At 69.4% G+C, this 18,042-nt stretch carries 16 protein-coding genes; 12 read left to right on the forward strand and 4 right to left on the reverse strand.

Translation table 11 applies throughout. The features are described 5' to 3' along the window. The first annotated feature begins 109 nt into the window (after positions 1 to 109). Both ACZ9QC_RS34080 and ACZ9QC_RS34085 read left to right on the forward strand, forming a co-directional pair. Complete coding sequence (locus tag ACZ9QC_RS34080; RefSeq protein WP_472916615.1) at positions 110 to 1,714, forward strand: ABC transporter substrate-binding protein; 1,605 nt, start codon at positions 110 to 112, stop codon at positions 1,712 to 1,714. A 91-nt stretch (positions 1,715 to 1,805) separates the two neighbouring features. Continuing rightward, a complete protein-coding gene (locus ACZ9QC_RS34085) occupies positions 1,806 to 3,389 on the forward strand; it encodes an ABC transporter substrate-binding protein (protein ID WP_472916616.1) in 1,584 nt (527 codons plus the stop codon). Between the two features lie 96 nt (positions 3,390 to 3,485). On the opposite strand, the gene ACZ9QC_RS34090 is transcribed toward ACZ9QC_RS34085, so the two are convergent. Together ACZ9QC_RS34090 and ACZ9QC_RS34095 are read right to left on the reverse strand one after the other, a co-directional pair. Then, positions 3,486 to 4,157: a response regulator gene (locus tag ACZ9QC_RS34090; protein ID WP_472916617.1), complete on the reverse strand. Its 672-nt coding sequence runs from the start codon at positions 4,155 to 4,157 to the stop codon at positions 3,486 to 3,488. 15 nt (positions 4,158 to 4,172) lie between these two features. Continuing rightward, complete coding sequence (locus ACZ9QC_RS34095; RefSeq protein ID WP_472916618.1) at positions 4,173 to 5,096, reverse strand: RecB family exonuclease; 924 nt, start codon at positions 5,094 to 5,096, stop codon at positions 4,173 to 4,175. 218 nt (positions 5,097 to 5,314) lie between these two features. On the opposite strand from ACZ9QC_RS34095, the gene ACZ9QC_RS34100 reads away from it, so the two are divergent. The 3 genes from ACZ9QC_RS34100 to ACZ9QC_RS34110 all read left to right on the forward strand — a co-directional run bounded on the left by ACZ9QC_RS34100 (position 5,315) and on the right by ACZ9QC_RS34110 (position 8,711). Then, positions 5,315 to 6,979, forward strand: coding sequence for a site-2 protease family protein (locus tag ACZ9QC_RS34100; RefSeq protein ID WP_472916619.1), 1,665 nt, complete (start codon positions 5,315 to 5,317; stop codon positions 6,977 to 6,979). A 57-nt stretch (positions 6,980 to 7,036) separates the two neighbouring features. Further along, a complete protein-coding gene (locus ACZ9QC_RS34105; RefSeq protein ID WP_045557089.1) occupies positions 7,037 to 7,939 on the forward strand; it encodes a tRNA (adenine-N1)-methyltransferase in 903 nt (300 codons plus the stop codon). Positions 7,940 to 8,135: 196 nt separating this feature from the next. Further along, on the forward strand, positions 8,136 to 8,711 hold the full coding sequence (locus tag ACZ9QC_RS34110) for a hypothetical protein (RefSeq protein ID WP_472916620.1): 576 nt from the start codon (positions 8,136 to 8,138) through the stop codon (positions 8,709 to 8,711). A 90-nt stretch (positions 8,712 to 8,801) separates the two neighbouring features. On the opposite strand, the gene ACZ9QC_RS34115 is transcribed toward ACZ9QC_RS34110, so the two are convergent. Beyond that, entirely contained in the window at positions 8,802 to 9,101 is a 300-nt protein-coding gene (locus ACZ9QC_RS34115) for a ferredoxin (RefSeq protein WP_472916621.1), read from the reverse strand. Between the two features lie 269 nt (positions 9,102 to 9,370). Here ACZ9QC_RS34115 and arc point away from each other — a divergent pair, with 269 nt between their 5' ends. The 6 genes from arc to prcA all read left to right on the forward strand — a co-directional run bounded on the left by arc (position 9,371) and on the right by prcA (position 15,548). Beyond that, positions 9,371 to 11,137: a proteasome ATPase gene (gene arc, locus ACZ9QC_RS34120; protein WP_472916622.1), complete on the forward strand. Its 1,767-nt coding sequence runs from the start codon at positions 9,371 to 9,373 to the stop codon at positions 11,135 to 11,137. A 234-nt stretch (positions 11,138 to 11,371) separates the two neighbouring features. Beyond that, complete coding sequence (gene dop / locus ACZ9QC_RS34125) at positions 11,372 to 12,883, forward strand: depupylase/deamidase Dop (protein WP_338133446.1); 1,512 nt, start codon at positions 11,372 to 11,374, stop codon at positions 12,881 to 12,883. Between the two features lie 188 nt (positions 12,884 to 13,071). Then, on the forward strand, positions 13,072 to 13,287 hold the full coding sequence (locus ACZ9QC_RS34130) for a ubiquitin-like protein Pup (RefSeq protein ID WP_005485230.1): 216 nt from the start codon (positions 13,072 to 13,074) through the stop codon (positions 13,285 to 13,287). 49 nt (positions 13,288 to 13,336) lie between these two features. Next, the gene (locus tag ACZ9QC_RS34135) at positions 13,337 to 13,936 is read left to right on the forward strand and encodes an endonuclease VII domain-containing protein (RefSeq protein WP_472916623.1); all 600 of its coding nucleotides are present in this window, start codon (positions 13,337 to 13,339) and stop codon (positions 13,934 to 13,936) included. Next, on the forward strand, positions 13,888 to 14,733 hold the full coding sequence (prcB, locus tag ACZ9QC_RS34140) for a proteasome subunit beta (RefSeq protein ID WP_472916624.1): 846 nt from the start codon (positions 13,888 to 13,890) through the stop codon (positions 14,731 to 14,733). The genes ACZ9QC_RS34135 and prcB overlap by 49 nt, the downstream gene beginning before the upstream one ends. 71 nt (positions 14,734 to 14,804) lie before the next feature. Next, positions 14,805 to 15,548, forward strand: coding sequence for a proteasome subunit alpha (gene prcA, locus ACZ9QC_RS34145; RefSeq protein WP_184896125.1), 744 nt, complete (start codon positions 14,805 to 14,807; stop codon positions 15,546 to 15,548). Positions 15,549 to 15,650: 102 nt separating this feature from the next. Here prcA and ACZ9QC_RS34150 read toward each other — a convergent pair whose 3' ends face one another. Further along, positions 15,651 to 16,670 carry a LacI family DNA-binding transcriptional regulator gene (locus tag ACZ9QC_RS34150; protein ID WP_472916625.1) on the reverse strand — a complete coding sequence of 340 codons (1,020 nt, stop codon included), beginning with the start codon at positions 16,668 to 16,670 and terminating at the stop codon, positions 15,651 to 15,653. Positions 16,671 to 16,778: 108 nt separating this feature from the next. On the opposite strand from ACZ9QC_RS34150, the gene ACZ9QC_RS34155 reads away from it, so the two are divergent. After that, positions 16,779 to 18,038 (forward strand): MFS transporter, encoded by a 1,260-nt coding sequence (locus tag ACZ9QC_RS34155; protein WP_472916626.1) that lies wholly within the window; start codon positions 16,779 to 16,781, stop codon positions 18,036 to 18,038. Positions 18,039 to 18,042 lie beyond the last annotated feature (4 nt).

Below are 18,042 nucleotides of genomic sequence, written 5' to 3' on the forward strand. Positions count from 1 at the left end.
GGCCGTGCGGGCTAATCTCGACGCGAGAACATCGCCGTACTTCCCAGGACGCGCTCGCACCACCCCGCCAGCACCCGTCCTGGAACCCAGTTGTGGAGAACAAGCGCGCATGAACCGCAAGACCCTGGTGCTGCCGGCCGTGATCGGTCTGCTCACCCCGGTACTCGCCGCCTGCGGTGCCACCGAGAGCGCGGGCGGCAGCGGGGACGCGATCGTCGTCGGCACCACCGACCGGTTCACCGCCTCCAAGCAGGCCCCGGCCCCGATCGACCCGGCCTACGCGTACGACGTCGGCACCTGGAACATCCTCCGCCAGACCGTCCAGACCCTCCTGGTCCAGCCGCGCGGCGACGGCGAACCGGAGCCCGAGGCCGCCTCCAGCTGCTCCTTCACCGACACCGGCAACGAGCGCTACGCCTGCACCCTGCGCGACGGCCTGAAGTTCGCCGACGGCGACCCGATCACCGCCGAGGACGTGAAGTTCTCCATCGACCGGGCCCGCTCCCTCAAGGCCGACAGCGGTGTCTTCGCCCTGCTGTCCACCATCGACCTCGTCGAGACCAAGGGCGACAACGAGGTGATCTTCCACCTCAACGGCCCCGACGCGACCCTCCCGTACAAGCTGTCCACACCCGTCGCCGGCATCGTCAACCCGGACGACTACGACAAGGACAGGCTGCGCGACGGCTTCCAGGTCGACGGCTCCGGCCCGTACACCCTGGACGCCGAGGTCGAGAACAACGAGCTGGTCCGGGCGGTGTTCACCAAGAACCCCCACTACAAGGGCCAGTTGGACCCGAAGAACGACAAGGTCGAGCTGCGCTCCTTCGACGGCGCCGACGCCATGGGCACCGCCCTGAGGAACGGCGACATCGACCTGATGACCCGCACCATGACCCCGGAGCAGATCACCAAGCTCTCCGACGCGGCCGACAGCGACATCGACGTCATCGAGTCCGCCGGCCTGGAGATCCGCTACCTCGCCTTCAACACCGAGGCCTCGCCGGTCAGGAGCACCGCCGTCCGCCGGGCCATGGCCGAGGTCATCGACCGCGGCGAACTCGTCGCCAAGGTCTACGGCTCCCAGGCCGAACCCCTCTTCTCCCTGGTCCCCGCCGGCATCACCGGCCACTCCAACTCCTTCTTCAACAAGTACGGCGACCCGGACGTCGCCAAGGCGAAGTCGACCCTGGAGACGGCCGGCGTCACCGCCCCGGTGAAGCTGACCCTCCACTACACGACCGACCACTACGGCGCCGCCACGAAGAAGGAGTTCGAGGTGCTGAAGAAGCAGCTCGACGACAGCGGCCTCTTCGACGTCACCATCAAGGGCACCCCCTGGTCCACGTTCCGCCCCGCCGAGCAGGAGGGCGAGTACGCGGTCTACGGCATGGGGTGGTTCCCGGACTTCCCCGACGCCGACAACTACCTCGCGCCCTTCCTCGACAAGGACAACTTCCTCGGCTCGCCCTACGCGAACAGCGAGATCCGCGGCAAGCTGATCCCCGAGTCCCGCCGCGCGGCCGACCGTCTCTCCGCCGCCGAGAGCCTCACCGGCATCCAGGACATCGTCGCCGACGACGTGCCGATCCTGCCGCTGTGGCAGGGCAAGCAGTACGTCGCCACCCGCGACGACGTCACCGGCGCCGAGTACGCCCTCAACGCCGCCTCCACCCTCCAGCTCTGGGAGCTGGGCCGCGGCAGAAGCGACTGACCGGACCTCACCATCCCTCCAGGCAGGGGCCGTTCGGCCTCGGGGGAGCCCGGAGTGCCCGCAATGCACCGACGACACAAGGCATCCATACGTGAACATACGCACCCAGTGGCCCGTCCTGACCATCGCGACAGGGCTTGCCGCCGGCCTGCTGACCGGTTGCGGCTCCGACTCGGGGGGATCCGGGGGCTCCGGTTCCAACGTCGTGGTGGGGATGTCCGACGACGTCCTCGCCACCGACCCCGCCTCCGGCTACGACCCCGGCTCCTGGCTGCTCTTCAACAACGTCTTCCAGTCGTTGCTGAGCTTCCCCAACGGCGCCACCGAGCCCGAACCGGACCTCGCCAAGGAGTGCTCCTTCGAGGAGGGCGGCACCAAGGTCTACGAGTGCACCCTCAAGGACGGCCTGAAGTTCAGCAACGGTGAGGCGCTCACCGCGAAGGACGTCAAGTTCTCCTTCGACCGCATGCTGAAGATCAACGACGACGCCGGCCCCGCGATCATGTTCCCCATGCTCGACAAGGTCGACACCCCGGACGACAAGACCGTCCGCTTCGAGCTGAAGTACGCCGACGCCACCTTCCCCAGCAAGATCGCCTCCGGCGCCGGCTCGATCGTCGACGAGAGCTCCTACGACGCCGACGGACTCCGCGAGGACGGCGAGGCCGTCGGCTCCGGCCCCTACAAGCTGGAGTCCTTCGGCGAGGACGAGGCCGTCTTCAGCGTCAACGAGAACTACAAGGGCCCCGCCGACATCGAGAACAGCGGCGTCACCCTCAGGTTCTTCCACGGCGACCAGGACGCCCTGAAGAAGGCCCTGCTGGAGGACGACCTCGACGTCACCTACCGCGGCCTCAGCGCCTCCGACATCTCCGACATCGAGACCGACACCTCCACCGCCAGCGGCGTCGAGATCGTCGACGGCACCGGCGCCGAGGTCCAGCACCTCGTCTTCAACATGGACGACCCGGTCACCGGCAAGCTCGGCGTCCGCCAGGCCATCGCCTACCTTCTCGACCGCGAGGCCCTCGTCGACGAGGTCTACCAGGGCACCGCCACCCCGCTGTACTCGATCATCCCGGCCGGCATCACCGGCCACAACACGGCCTTCTTCGACACCTACGGCGCCCGCCCCTCCAAGGCCAAGGCCGAGGCCGCGCTCCGCGCCGACGGCATCAACGACAAGGTCGAACTGACCCTCTGGTCCACCCCGTCGCGCTACGGCCCCTCCACCGACCAGGAGTTGGAGGCCATCGCCAAGCAGCTCAACGACAGCGGCCTGTTCGACGCCGACGTGAAGTCCGTCTCCTTCGACCGGTACGAGAAGGACATCGCCGCCGGCAAGTACGGCGTGTACGTCAAGGGCTGGGTCCCCGACTACCCGGACCCCGACAACTTCACCGGCCCCTTCTTCGGCAAGGGCAACGTACTGGGCAACAACTACAACAACTCCACCATCACCGGTGAACTCCTCACGAAGACCGCCGCCGAGAGCGAGCGCTCCTCCACGGAGAAGGAGTACGCCGAACTCCAGAACATCGTCGCCAACGACGTCCCGCTCATCCCCATCTGGCAGGCCAAGCAGTACGCCGTCGTCCGCGACGACGTCTACGGCCTGGAGTACTGCCTGGACGCCTCCACCGTCTTCCGCTTCTGGGAGATCAGCAAGGACTGACACGAGCACGGGCCGACACCACGGCCCCGTACGACCGAGGGCGCCCCCTTCCACAAGAAGGGAGCGCCCTCGGGGCGTTGCGCAGGTTGCCGTCGACTACTGCGCGCCGGGGCGCACCAGCCCGCTCTCGTACGCGTACACCGCCGCCTGCACCCGGTCCCGCAGCCCCAACTTCGTCAGCACATGGCCCACATGCGTCTTGACCGTGGTCTCGCTGACGAACAGATCGGCGGCGATCTCCGCGTTCGACAGCCCCCGGGCCACCAGCTTCAGCACCTCGACCTCACGGTCCGTCAGCGTGTGCAGCGTGTCCGGCACCTGCTCCTCGCCCGACGGCAGATGCACCGCGTACTTGTCCAGCAGCCGACGCGTGATGCTCGGCGCGAGCATCGCCTCCCCATTGGCCACCACCCGGATCGCCTGCACCAGCTCATTGGCCGGCGCGTCCTTCAGCAGGAACCCGCTGGCCCCCGCCCGCAGCGCCTCCACCACGTACTCGTCCAGGTCGAACGTGGTCAGCACCAGCACCTTGGCCGGACCGTCCCGCCCGGGACCGGTGATCTGACGGGTCGCCTCCACCCCGTCCATCCGGGGCATCCGAATGTCCATCAGCACCACATCGGGCTGCAGCGCCCGCACTTGGTCGAGCGCCTGGAGGCCGTCCCCGGCCTCCCCGACGACCGCGAGATCCTGCTCCGCCTCCAGAATCATCCGGAACCCGGTACGCAGCAGCGGCTGGTCGTCGACCAGTAGGACGCGGATGGCCACGAAAATCTCCTTCGGCTAGTCCGGCCCCATTCTGCCCTGCCCCTCGCCGGCCGACTCCGGTGACCTCACCTGGAGGGGGTACGGCGGGGGAGTCCCACCGAACTCCGGGCACACCGACCGGTGGTCGCACCAGCCGCACAGCTTCGTCGGCCGCGGCCGCCAGTCACCGGTCTCCGTGGCCAGCCGGATCGCCTCCCACAGCGCCAGCAGCTTGCGCTCCACCCGCTCCAGATCGGCGACCACGGGGTCGTACGTCAGCACGTCCCCACTGCCCAGATAGACCAGCTGAAGCCGGCGCGGGACCACCTGCTTCAGCCGCCACACCACCAGCGCGTAGAACTTCATCTGGAACAGCGCGCCCTCGGCGTACTCCGGTCGCGGGGCCTTCCCCGTCTTGTAGTCGACGATCCGCACCTCGCCGGTGGGCGCCACATCGACCCGGTCGATGATCCCGCGCAGCCTGAGCCCCGACTCCAGCTCCGCCTCGACGAACAACTCCCGCTCGGCGGGCTCCAGCCGCGTCGGGTCCTCCAGCGTGAACCAGCGCTCCACCAGCCGCTCGGCCTCCGCCAGCCAGCTCGCCAGCCGCTCACCCTCCGCGTCGTCCGCGAACAGCTCCACGACCTCCGGCCTGGTCTCCCGCAGCCGGTCCCACTGCCCCGGCACCAGCGACCTGGCCCGCGGCGCCGTCCGCTCGGCCGCCGGCGCGTCGAAGAGTCTCTCCAGCACCGCGTGCACCAGTGTGCCGCGGGTAGCAGCCTCGCTCGGCTTCTCCGGCAGCCGGTCGATCACCCGGAACCGGTACAGCAGCGGGCACTGCATGAAGTCGCTGGCGCGCGACGGCGACAGCGAGGCAGGCGGCGCGGCGGCGCGCACGACAGGACGGTCGCCCTCGCCACCCACGGGAACGGCGGGGGTGCCGTCGGTGCTGGTTTCCATGACCACAGACCATACGGCCCACCACTGACAGTGACCGTCACGGGGCCCGCAGGACCACCGTCCGACACCGCGCCCGCCGACCCCGTGTGCCTCGTGCGACGCGGGGGAAAACAGAGGGGGTGCCGGGGCGGAACGCGCCCCGGTGACGGCATAGCATCGACGACAGACCCTTCCGCCCGGCCACCGGGTGCGGAAGACGCTTCGAACGAGGGGACATCGTGGAGACGAGCGGCGGGAGCGGGCAGCCGCGGTCCGACAGCGAGCAGGCGCCCGAGAGCGCCCACCGCGACGCGACCCGGACACCGGCGAACCAGGACGCCCCCACCCCGCCCGACCCCGACCCCACCGCCGACCGGTCCGAGGAGACCTCCGCGAAGGACCCCGCCACCCACGCGACGCACGACGCCGAGAAGCCCGTTGCCGCGCCCCCCGCCGACGACGAGACGGCCGACACCGGCCAGACCCCCGACACCGGCAAGGCGCCCTCCGACACCGGCGAGACACCCGTCAGTGCCGAGACCCCTGACAGCGGCGAGACGCCCGACAACCGGGTGCCGTCCGAGAGCGCCGAGACTTCCCGTGACCGCGCGCCCACCGACCCGGCGGAAACACCCGCACCCGCCGACCTGACCAAGGCGCCCACCCCGGCGGACGAGCCGGAGCGTACCGCCACGTCCGCGCGCCCCTACGCCCACTCGGACGGCGCCCCCAAGCCCCCCGAGCGCCCCAAGGAGCCCGGTGGCGGCATCCTCATGGGCCGTCCCTTCGGCGTGCCCGTGTACGTCGCGCCCAGCTGGTTCCTGGTCGCCGCCCTGATCACCTGGGTCTTCGGCGGCCAACTCGACCGCGTCCTGCCCGAACTCGGCGCCGCCCGCTACCTCGTCGCCCTCTTCTTCGCGGTCGCCTTCTACGGCTCCGTACTCGTCCACGAACTCGCCCACACCATCGCCGCCCTGCGCTACAAGCTGCCCGTGCGCCGCATCCAGCTGCAGTTCTTCGGCGGTGTCTCCGAGATCGAGAAGGAGTCCGAGACCCCGGGCCGCGAGTTCGTCCTCGCGTTCGTGGGCCCCCTCCTCTCCCTGATCCTCGCCGGCGTCTTCTACGTCTCCCTGCTCGCCGTCGAACCGGGCACCGTCCCCGGCGTCCTGCTCGCCGGCCTGATGATCTCCAACCTGATCGTGGCCGCGTTCAACCTCCTCCCCGGCCTGCCCCTCGACGGCGGCCGCATGCTCCGCGCCGTCGTCTGGAAGATCACCGGCAAGCCCATGAGCGGCACCATCGCCGCCGCCTGGGTCGGCCGGGCCCTCGCCGTCTCCGTCCTCATCGGCCTGCCGCTGCTCACCCAGTCCGGCGTGCTCGGCTCCGCCGCCGAGGACAGCGTCGGCATGGACACCGTCCTCGACGCCCTGCTCGCCGCCATCCTCGCCGCGATCATCTGGACCGGCGCCGGAAACAGCCTCCGCATGGCCCGCCTGCGCGAACACCTGCCCGAACTCCAGGCCCGCGCCCTCACCCGCCGCGCCGTCCCCGTCGAGACCGACACCCCCCTCTCCGAGGCCCTGCGCCGCGCCAACGAGGCCGGGGCCCGCGCCCTCGTCGTCGTCGACCCCGACGGCGAACCCCTCTCCCTCGTCCGCGAGGCCGCCATCGTCGGCGTCCCCGAACACCGCCGCCCCTGGGTCGCCGTCAGCGGCCTCGCCCAGGACCTCACCGAGGGCATGCGCGTCTCCGCCGAACTCGCCGGCGAAGAGCTCCTCGAAGCCCTCCGCGCCGCCCCGGCCACGGAGTACCTCGTCGTGGAGGAGTCCGGGGAGATCTACGGCGTCCTGTCGGCGGCCGACGTGGAACGGGCCTTCGTGAAGGCGATGGCCAGGCCCAGCTGAGAGCCCCTCCCCGGACCATGGTCGGCGCGCCCTCCGGGGACCGGTACGCTGGGTCACATGTCCGAACCGACCGGTGCCGCCCGCCGTCGCGGGCCCTTCAAGGTCGGGGACCAGGTCCAGCTCACCGACCCCAAGGGACGCCACTACACGTTCACGCTCGAAGAGGGAAAGAACTTCCACACCCACAAGGGTTCCTTCCCGCACGACGAGCTGATCGGCGCTCCCGAGGGCAGTGTTGTCCGCACCACGGGGAACGTCGCCTACCTGGCGCTCCGCCCCCTGCTCCCCGACTACGTCCTGTCCATGCCCCGCGGCGCCGCCGTGGTCTACCCCAAGGACGCGGGGCAGATCCTCGCCTTCGCCGACATCTTCCCCGGCGCCCGCGTCGTCGAGGCCGGCGTCGGCTCCGGCTCGCTCAGCAGCTTCCTGCTGCGCGCCATCGGCGACCAGGGCATGCTGCACAGCTACGAGCGCCGCGCCGACTTCGCCGAGATCGCCCAGGCCAACGTGGAGCGCTACTTCGGCGGCCCCCACCCCGCCTGGCAGCTCACCGTCGGCGACCTCCAGGACAACCTCAGCGACACCGAGGTCGACCGCGTCATCCTCGACATGCTCGCCCCCTGGGAGTGCCTGGAGGCCGTCTCCAAGGCCCTCGTCCCCGGCGGCATCGTCTGCTGCTACGTGGCCACCACCACCCAGCTCGCCCGGACCGTCGAGTCCATCCGCGAGATCGGCTGCTTCAACGAGCCGAGCGCCTGGGAATCGATGATCCGCAACTGGCACATCGAGGGCCTCGCCGTCCGTCCCGACCACCGGATGATCGGCCACACCGGCTTCCTGCTCACCGCCCGCCGCCTCGCCGACGGCGTCGAGCCCCCCATGCGCCGCCGCCGCCCCGCCAAGGGCGCCTACGGCGAGGACTACGCCGGACCCAACGCCGACGGCGGCTCCGGCCGCTGACCGCGACGCCCGACGAACGCGCCCCCGCCGTGGCCGAGTTCCCCGCAGCGCCCGGGAACTCGGCCACGGCGCTCTCCCGTTGACGCACCACCGGAAAAGCTGCGGGAACCACGTACCCCGCCGTTCCGCCCCACTGTGACGTGTGGCACCATGCGGGTCATCCCAACCGGCACAGCACCCTCAGGAGACGCTCCTAGTGCAGCAATCCGCCGTCCCGGAACTGGCACACGCGCACACCCGCCCCATCCACTGGCTCGCCACGGCCACCGCCCTCGCCGGCGTCGTCGCCCTGTCGTCCGCCCTCCAGCCCGACGCGGCGAGAGCGGCCCAGCCTGCCCCCGCGACAGCCCCGGCCCCCGCCGCCGTGGCGCCCCCCGACCCCGCCGAGGTGGACCTCCCGCTCGACTGCGGACCCGTCGGCGTCGTCGTGAAGAAGCAGGGCTCCGGGGACCTCGACGGGGACGGCCGGCCCGAGACCGTGGCCGTCGTGCACTGCGACGCCAGCATGGGCACCCCGCCCGACGGCGTGTACGTGCTCACCCGCTCCACCGACGCGGCGCAGCCCCGGGTCGTCGCCACCCTGGTGAACCCCAAGGACCGCACCACCGTCTCCGACTTCGCCGTCCGTGACGCCACCGTCACCGCCACCCTGCACGGCTACTCGTCGGCCGAGGTCCCCAACTGCTGCCCGGACGTCACGAACCCCGTCAAGTGGCAGTGGAAGAACGGGGCGTTCGTACGCTCCACCCCCGCCGGGGTGCAGAGCGTCTGACACCGGTCGCCTCCGGGCGAACGGGACGTGATCACCCGGCAAACGCGGTGTGAGAAAGCAGACACGAGGCGACGCGGAGTGCTCCCAGGGTCACTCCGCGTCAGGCCCGAAGACCTCGACCCTGTCCGAAACGCGACGTACATGGATGCACTCGCCCGGACACTCCTTCGCGGAGTCCACCACATCCGTGAGAAGCGGCAGCGGAACGGGCGTTGTCGCCCCCGGGGTCTGCAGCAACTCGTCGCCCGGACTCTTCACATAGGCCAGTCCGTCGATGTCCAGCTCGAACACCTCGGGCGCGTACTGCACGCAGATACCGTCACCGGTGCAGAGGTCCTGGTCGATCCAGACCTCGAGCGCCTCGCCCGCGGCCTCCTGCTGCACGCTCATTTCTCCTGCCGCCTCATGTGTCGGGTCATCCGTCGAGTCGTCCGTCGAGCCGATCGGGAACGATGCAGGCTCTGACGGGTGTTGAACACTTCGACCCTACCCGGGGCGGCTTCCCCATCATGTTCGGTGGGTATCCCCTTGACGTGAGGGAGAGCGCAAGGGTGAAGATCGGACACACCCCGACCGTCTTTGTGATCTAGGGGTTTCAATCGACACCCACCCAGGTAGGGTCTGGAAGCGTCCAGCTCCCCTTGGAGGAGGTGAGGACCGTGGCAGCCCACGACGACGACATGAACCGCGGCATCCGCCCGGGACGAGGGTCCGACGACCCGGCCGGGCAGATTGCCTACCTTGAGCAGGAGATCGCCGTCCTGCGACGCAAGCTCGCCGACTCTCCGCGACACACGAGGATTCTCGAAGAGCGGATCGTCGAGCTGCAGACCAATCTGGCCGGCGTGTCCGCGCAGAACGAGCGGCTCGCCAACACGCTCCGTGAGGCCCGCGACCAGATCGTGGCCCTCAAGGAGGAAGTCGACCGGCTCGCACAGCCGCCGGCCGGCTTCGGTGTCTTCCTCACGGCGAACGAGGACGGCACGGCCGACATCTTCACCGGAGGCCGAAAGCTCCGGGTGAACGTCAGCCCCAGCGTCGACCTGGAAGAGCTCCGGCGAGGCCAGGAAGTGATGCTCAACGAAGCTCTCAACGTGGTCGAGGCCATGGACTACGAGAGCGTCGGCGACATCGTCACCCTCAAGGAGATCCTGGAGGACGGCGAGCGCGCCCTCGTGCAGGGGCACACCGACGAGGAACGGGTGGTGCGGCTCGCCGAGCCACTGCTGGACATCACCATCCGCCCCGGCGACGCCCTCCTGCTCGAACCCCGCTCCGGCTACGTCTACGAGGTCGTGCCCAAGAGCGAGGTCGAGGAACTCGTCCTCGAAGAGGTCCCCGACATCGGGTACGAGCAGATCGGTGGCCTCGGCAACCAGATCGAGATGATCCGCGACGCGGTCGAGCTCCCCTACCTCTACCCGGACCTGTTCAAGGAGCACGAACTGCGCCCGCCCAAGGGCGTCCTGCTCTACGGACCCCCCGGATGCGGCAAGACGCTCATCGCCAAGGCCGTCGCCAACTCGCTGGCCAAGAAGGTCGCCGAAGTCACCGGCCAGGCCCAGGGCAAGAGCTTCTTCCTCAACATCAAGGGCCCCGAGCTCCTCAACAAGTACGTCGGCGAGACCGAGCGACAGATCCGCCTCGTCTTCCAGCGTGCGAGGGAGAAGGCCAGCGAGGGCACCCCCGTCATCGTCTTCTTCGACGAGATGGAGTCCCTCTTCCGCACCCGCGGATCCGGCGTCAGCTCGGACGTGGAGAACACCATCGTCCCGCAGCTGCTCGCCGAGATCGACGGCGTGGAAGGCCTGCAGAACGTCGTGGTCATCGGCGCCTCCAACCGCGAGGACATGATCGACCCCGCCATCCTGCGCCCCGGCCGGCTCGACGTGAAGATCAAGATCGAGCGTCCGGACGCCGAAGCGGCCAAGGACATCTTCCAGAAGTACCTCACCGAGCGTCTCCCGCTGCACACGGACGACCTCGGCGAACACGGCGGCTCCAAGACCACCACCGTCCAGAGCATGATCCAGACGGCAGTGGAACACATGTACGCCGAGTCCGAGGAGAACCGCTTCCTGGAGGTCACCTACGCCAACGGCGACAAGGAAGTCCTCTACTTCAAGGACTTCAACTCCGGCGCCATGATCGAGAACATCGTCGGCCGCGCCAAGAAGATGGCGATCAAGGACTTCCTCGACAAGAACCAGAAGGGCCTCCGCGTCTCCCACCTGCTCCAGGCCTGCGTGGACGAGTTCAAGGAGAACGAGGACCTGCCCAACACCACCAACCCGGACGACTGGGCCCGAATCTCCGGAAAGAAGGGCGAGCGGATCGTCTACATCCGTACGCTGATCACCGGAAAGCAGGGCGCCGACACCGGACGCTCCATCGACACGGTGGCGAACACCGGACAGTACCTGTAAAACACAGGGCGGCTGCGGGTGCCCTCAGTGGGTACCCGCAGCCGACTGTTTTCCAGGCACCAGCCGGAGCGAGGCAATGACGCAAATGATCTCCCCACCAGCGCGAAGCCGTTCTAGGCTCGTTCCTACCGCCGAGTCGCGCAGTGCGGGGACGGGCACCGCACACGCACGGGAGCGCCAGCGGTACTTGAGCGGCGTCCCCGACCGAGGGCGCCGCCGGGCAAGGAGGGCCGCATGACCGTACGGCGAGTAATGGGCATCGAGACGGAGTACGGGATCTCCGTCCCCGGCCACCCCAATGCCAATGCCATGCTCACCTCGTCCCAGATCGTCAACGCCTACGCAGCGGCGATGCACCGGGCCCGCCGGGCCCGCTGGGACTTCGAGGAGGAGAACCCGCTGCGGGACGCGCGAGGCTTCGACCTCGCCCGCGAGGCCGCCGACTCCAGCCAGCTCACCGACGAGGACATCGGCCTCGCCAATGTCATCCTCACCAACGGCGCGCGGCTCTACGTCGACCACGCCCACCCCGAATACAGCGCCCCCGAGGTCACCAACCCCCTGGACGCCGTCCTGTGGGACAAGGCCGGCGAGCGCATCATGGCCGAAGCCGCCGAACGCGCGGCACAGCTCCCCGGCGCCCAGCCGATCCACCTCTACAAGAACAACACCGACAACAAGGGCGCCTCCTACGGCACGCACGAGAACTACCTGATGAAGCGGGAGACCGCCTTCTCGGACATCGTGCGCCACCTGACCCCCTTCTTCGTCTCCCGCCAGGTCTTCGCCGGCGCCGGCCGCGTGGGCATCGGCCAGGACGGCCACGAACACGGCTTCCAGCTCAGCCAGCGCGCCGACTACTTCGAGGTGGAAGTCGGCCTGGAGACCACCCTCAAACGCCCCATCATCAACACCCGCGACGAACCCCACGCCGACGCGGAGAAATACCGCCGCCTCCACGTGATCATCGGCGACGCGAACCTCTCGGAGATCTCGACCTACCTGAAGCTGGGCACGACGGCCCTGGTGCTCTCGATGATCGAGGACGGCTTCATCGCCGTCGACCTGGCCGTCGACCAGCCCGTACGCACTCTCCACCAGGTCTCGCACGACCCGACCCTGCAACGCCTCATCACGCTGCGCAGCGGGCGCACCCTGACCGCCGTACAGCTCCAGATGGAGTACTACGAGCTGTCGCGCAAGTACGTGGAGGAACGCTTCGGGGCCGACGCGGACGACCAGACCAAGGACGTCCTGAGCCGGTGGGAGGACACGCTGAACCGCCTGGAGAACGACCCCATGAGCCTCTCCGGAGAGCTGGACTGGGTCGCCAAGCGGGAGCTGATGGAGGGCTACCGGCGCCGTGACGGCCTCGACTGGGACGCCGCCCGGCTCCACCTGGTCGACCTCCAGTACGCCGACGTGCGCGCCGAGAAGGGCCTCTACAACCGTCTGGTGGCCCGCGGCAAGATGAAGCGGCTGCTGACCGAGCAGGGCGTCGACGAGGCCCGTACGAAGCCGCCGGAGGACACCCGTGCGTACTTCCGCGGTCGTTGTCTGGAGCAGTACGCGGACGACGTCGCGGCGGCCTCCTGGGACTCGGTGATCTTCGACCTCCCGGGCCGGGACTCGCTCCAGCGCGTTCCAACCCTCGAACCGCTTCGCGGAACGCGAAATCACGTCAAGGAGCTGCTGGACCGCTGCCGCACGGCAGAAGACCTGGTCAGGGTACTTTCCGGCCACTGAACCGCGCTTCAATCGTGATCAGCGGGGCAGGGTGGAAACACCGCCGTCCGGGAATCATCGAGGTGGTCCCCGGACGTTGTGGAAACAACAGGGCCAATGTCAGACCCGGCTTGTAGGGTCTGATCATCACCGATCGGCAGGAATGCCGACCTGCCGACCATGTCGGGCAACAGAGCGGGGTGAGGGTTATGGCGACCAAGGACACCGGCGGCGGCCAGCAGAAGGCCACCCGTTCCACCGAGGAGACCGAGGCGGCGCCGGAGGCGCAGGCCTCGGAGGACCTCAAGGAACGCCAGGAGAAGCTGAGCGACGACGTCGACTCTGTGCTCGACGAAATCGATGATGTACTCGAGGAGAACGCAGAGGATTTCGTGAGGTCCTTCGTGCAAAAAGGTGGAGAGTAAAGGCTCGCGTCGGCTTTCGTCTTCGAATTGAAGATTCGGGTTGCGGGGGATGGAAGAGGCCGAGAAGCGGTGCAGCGGGTGTCGGCGAGAGCTGCCTGTCACCGCCTTCGCCAAGGACAAGAACCGTAGCGACGGCCTTCAGGTGAGGTGCCGGGAGTGCGTGGCCGAGTACAGTGCCGCGCACTATCGGCGTCGCCGGGAGGCCATGGGGAAGCCCGTGCGGGAGAAGGCGGACGTCCCCGCCGGGCACAAACTCTGCCGGACATGCGGTGAGATCAAGCCGCACAGCGAATGGCATCGCAACGCAACGGCGTCCGACGGCCTGTCGACGCGATGCAAGGCGTGCCGGGCTGTCCAGGGCAGGCAGAGCCACCTGAAGCGCGAGTACGGCATCACCGAAGCCGAACGCGACGGGCTGATCGCCTCTCAAGGGGGCGTCTGCTGTATCTGTTTGGCTGCTTTGCCGGCGCATGTGGATCACTGCCACGAGACGGGTAGGGTCCGAGGCGTACTGTGCTTCAGCTGCAACGCGGCGCTGGGGCAGTTCAAGGATCGGCCCGACGTCATGAGGCGGGCTGCGACATACGTGGAAGGAAACGCGTGGAAGCCAACACTCGTAGCACCGGGCGTCTACCAGCTGCCTTCCTGACGCCTGGGTCGTCGTCCTTCATGGACTTCCTGTCGGACCACCAGCCGGAGCTGCTCCCCGGCAAGCGGCAGCTGCCGCCGACCCAGGGTGTCATCGAAGCTCCGCACGGCACGACGATCGTGGCCGTGACGTTCCCCGGTGGTGTGGTGCTCGCCGGTGACCGCCGGGCCACGATGGGGAACATGATCGCCCAGCGGGACATCGAGAAGGTGTTCCCGGCCGACGAGTACTCGGCCGTCGGGATCGCCGGCACGGCCGGTCTGGCCGTGGAGATGGTGAAGCTGTTCCAGCTGGAGCTGGAGCACTTCGAGAAGGTCGAGGGCGCGCAGCTCTCCCTGGAGGGCAAGGCGAACCGGCTCTCCACCATGATCCGTTCCAACCTCGCCATGGCGATGCAGGGCCTGGCCGTGGTCCCGCTCTTCGCGGGTTACGACGTGGACCGGGAGAAGGGCCGCATCTTCTCGTACGACGTGACGGGCGGCCGTTCCGAGGAGAGCGGTTACGCGGCCACCGGCTCGGGCTCGATCTTCGCGCGCGGTGCGATGAAGAAGCTGTTCCGGGGCGACCTCTCCGAGGACGAGGCGACGACCCTGGTCATTCAGGCCCTGTACGACGCGGCAGACGACGACTCGGCGACCGGTGGTCCCGATGTCGCCCGCCGGATCTACCCCATCGTCACCGTGATCACCGAGGACGGCTTCCGTCGGCTCACCGACGAGGAGTCCTCCGAGATCGCCCGTTCGATCCTGGAGCGGCGTCTGGAGCAGCCGGACGGCCCCCGGGCCGCGCTGCTCTAGCCGGTCCGGCCTCGACGGCCCCTCTTTATCAAGGTGATCCAGTGACTTCGACAGAAAGGGACGGATAACCGGTGTCGACGCCGTTCTATGTCTCACCCCAGCAGGCGATGGCCGACCGGGCGGAGTACGCCCGTAAGGGCATCGCCCGTGGCCGCAGCCTGGTCGTGCTGCAGTACGCCGACGGCATCGTGTTCGTCGGCGAGAACCCGTCCCGCGCGCTGCACAAGTTCAGCGAGATCTACGACCGGATCGGCTTCGCGGCCGCCGGCAAGTACAACGAGTACGAGAACCTGCGGATCGGTGGTGTGCGCTACGCCGACCTGCGTGGTTACACCTACGACCGTGACGACGTGACCGCCCGTGGTCTCGCCAACGTCTATGCCCAGACCCTGGGCACGATCTTCTCCTCGGCGGCCGAGAAGCCGTACGAGGTGGAGCTGGTCGTGGCGGAGGTGGGGGAGACCCCCGAGGGTGACCAGATCTACCGGCTGCCGCACGACGGGTCGATCGTGGACGAGCACGGTTCGGTCGCGGTGGGTGGCAACGCCGAGCAGATCAGCAGCTATCTGGACCAGCGGCACCAGGACGGCATGTCCTTGGCGGAGGCGTTGAAGCTCGCCGTCCAGGCCCTGTCGCGCGACACCAACGGCACGCAGCGGGAGATTCCCGCGGAGCGACTGGAGGTGGCGGTTCTGGACCGTACGCGTCCCCAGCAGCGCAAGTTCAAGCGCATCGTGGGCCGTCAGCTCGACCGTCTGCTGGAGGCGGGCGGCGCCTCCACGGAGGCCGAGAGCTCCGAGGAAGAGGACGAGTAGTACCAGCGTCCGCAGGATCCGTCCGTAGTGCGCCCCGGCCGGCCCAGGCCGGGGCGCGCGGCGTTCGGTGCGGTTGGCGGCGCGCCCTGAAGGGGCGCGTGTTCAGCCCCGTGCCCGTGCCGTGGAACCCCGCACCACCAGCTCCACCGGGATGTCCCCTTCCGTCGGTGTGCGCCCCTCCAGGACGGCCAGCAGGGCCTCCATCCCGCGCTCCCCGAACAGCTCCGCGTCCAGTCGTACGGTCGTCAGCTCGGGGTCGAGGGCGGTGGCGAGGGCGAGGTCGTCGAGCCCGGTGACGGACACGTCCTCGGGGATCCGCAGCCCGAGGCGCCGTACGGCCTTGTAGACCCCGGCGGCCAGCTTGTCGTCGTCGCACACCACGGCCGTGGGGCGTCTCCCGGTGCCGGTGTCGGTCAGGGCCGCCTCCGCCGCGGCCAGTGCCCCTTCGATGGAGATCGGCGCCGCGGCCGTGCGCAGGGACGCGCCCGGCACCGAGGCCACGCGTGCCGCGAGTTCCCGTGCGCGGACGTGGAAGGTCCAGGAGGGGATGTCCGCGGCGAGGTGCAGGAAGTCGCGGTGTCCCAGGGTGAGCAGGTGTTCGGTGACCTGGCGGATGCCGTCGCGGATGTCCAGGTTGACGGTCGCGGCTCCGAGGCTTCCGTCGGGGTCGCTGTCCAGCATGACGAGGGGCAGTTGGTCGCCGCGGATGGCGGTGAGCGCGTCCGCGGCCATGGAGGAGGCGATCACGCCGTCGAGGGCGGCCTGGGCGGAGGCGAAGGGGTCGCGGGCGGGGCCGACGCCCTCGGGGGAGGGGTAGAGGACCACGCCGAAGCCGTGGCGGGCGGCGACGCGGGCGGCTCCCGTGTAGACGCCGGCGAAGAACTCGGTGGTGAGGGCGGGGACCACCAGCAGGACGGTGCGGGTGCGGCCGAGGCGGAGGTTGCGGGCGGCGAGGTTGGGTCGGTAGCCGAGTTCGCGCGCGGCCTGTCGTACGCGTTCCGCGGTGGTCTCGGAGACGCGGCCGCGCCATTTGTCGCCGAGGACGAGGGAGACGGCGGCCTGGGAGACGCCGGCGGCCTGGGCGACGTCACGGCTCGTGGGCCGGGTACTACCTCGTGCCACCGTCGGCCTGCTCCCTCGTCTGGACTCGCGGTCAGGGCACATGGTACGTATGACCCAGAGACGTTATACGTAACACGTCGCTCGCGAGAGCCCGTCGAGAGGCAGGACATGGCCGCCGGATATCTCGAGATCCTCAGGACGCGGCACGCCGCGCGGCTGCTCGCCGGAACGCTGGTGGGCCGGCTGCCCAACGCCACCGCCGCCGTCGCGATCGTGCTCTTCGTCCGCGCGGAGGGTGGCACCTACAGTCTCGCGGGCGCGCTCGCGGCGGTGTACGGCCTGGCCAACGCCGTCGGGCAGCCGTTGCTGGGGCGCTTGGTGGACCTGTACGGGCAGCCGAGGGTGCAGTTCCCCGCGGCGGTCGTCTCCGCGCTCGCCATGGTCGTCTTCGCGCTGTCCGGGCTGGATCCGCTGGGTGTGGCGTATCTCGCGATGGCGGTCGCGGGGCTGTGCACGCCGCCGCTGGAGGGCGGGCTGCGGGCCCTGTGGTCCTCGGTGCTGCGCAGGGAGGAGCAGGTGCACACGGCGTACGCGATGGACGCCGTGGCCCAGGAGCTCATGTTCACCGTCGGGCCGCTGCTGGTGACGCTGTGCGTGGCGCTGTGGTCGGCGTCGGCCGCGCTGGTGGTGCTGAGTGTCATCGGGGTGCTGGGGGCGCTGTGGGTGGTCGTCTCACCGCCTTCGAGGGCCTGGCGGTCCGCCCCGCGGGAGGCGCACTGGCTGGGCGCGTTGCGTTCGCCCGGGCTGCTGTCCCTCCTCGCCGCCTTCCTCTTCGTCGGTGTCGCGCTCGGCTCGATCACCGTCGCCGCCGTGTCCTACGCGGACGACCACGGCGGGGACGCGGTGTACGGCTGGCTGATGGCGGGTGTGGGACTGGGGGCGCTCCTGGGCGGCACGGCGTACGGCGCGCGGCAGTGGAGCGGGGCGCCGGAGCGGCGTCTGCAGGTGCTGGTGGCGCTTCTGGCGGTGTGTTACGTGCCGCTGACGCTGATGCCGGGTCCGGTGGGGATGACGGGGCTGACGACCCTCGCGGGGGTGTTCCTGGCGCCGGCGATCGCGTGTGTGTTCGTCCTGGTCGACCGGCACGCGCCGCGGGGCACGGTCACCGAGGCGTTCTCCTGGATCGTGACGACGTTCACGGTGGGCCAGTCGGTCGGAACGGCCGTCGCCGGGCCGGTCGTCGAGTGGGGCGGGACGCTGTGGGGGTTCGTCGTGCCGGGTGCGGCGGGGGCCGTGGCGTTGCTGGTTCTGCTGGCCACGGGGCGGGTTCTCGCTGTTCCTTCCGGGGGTGCGGTGGTTGCGGTCTCCTCGGAAAATGATCCAAACCGTGCTGCCGAACCCCGTTTCAGCTCGGTGGATCGGGCGTAATGTT

The organism is Streptomyces sp. HUAS MS02 (assembly GCF_055702265.1).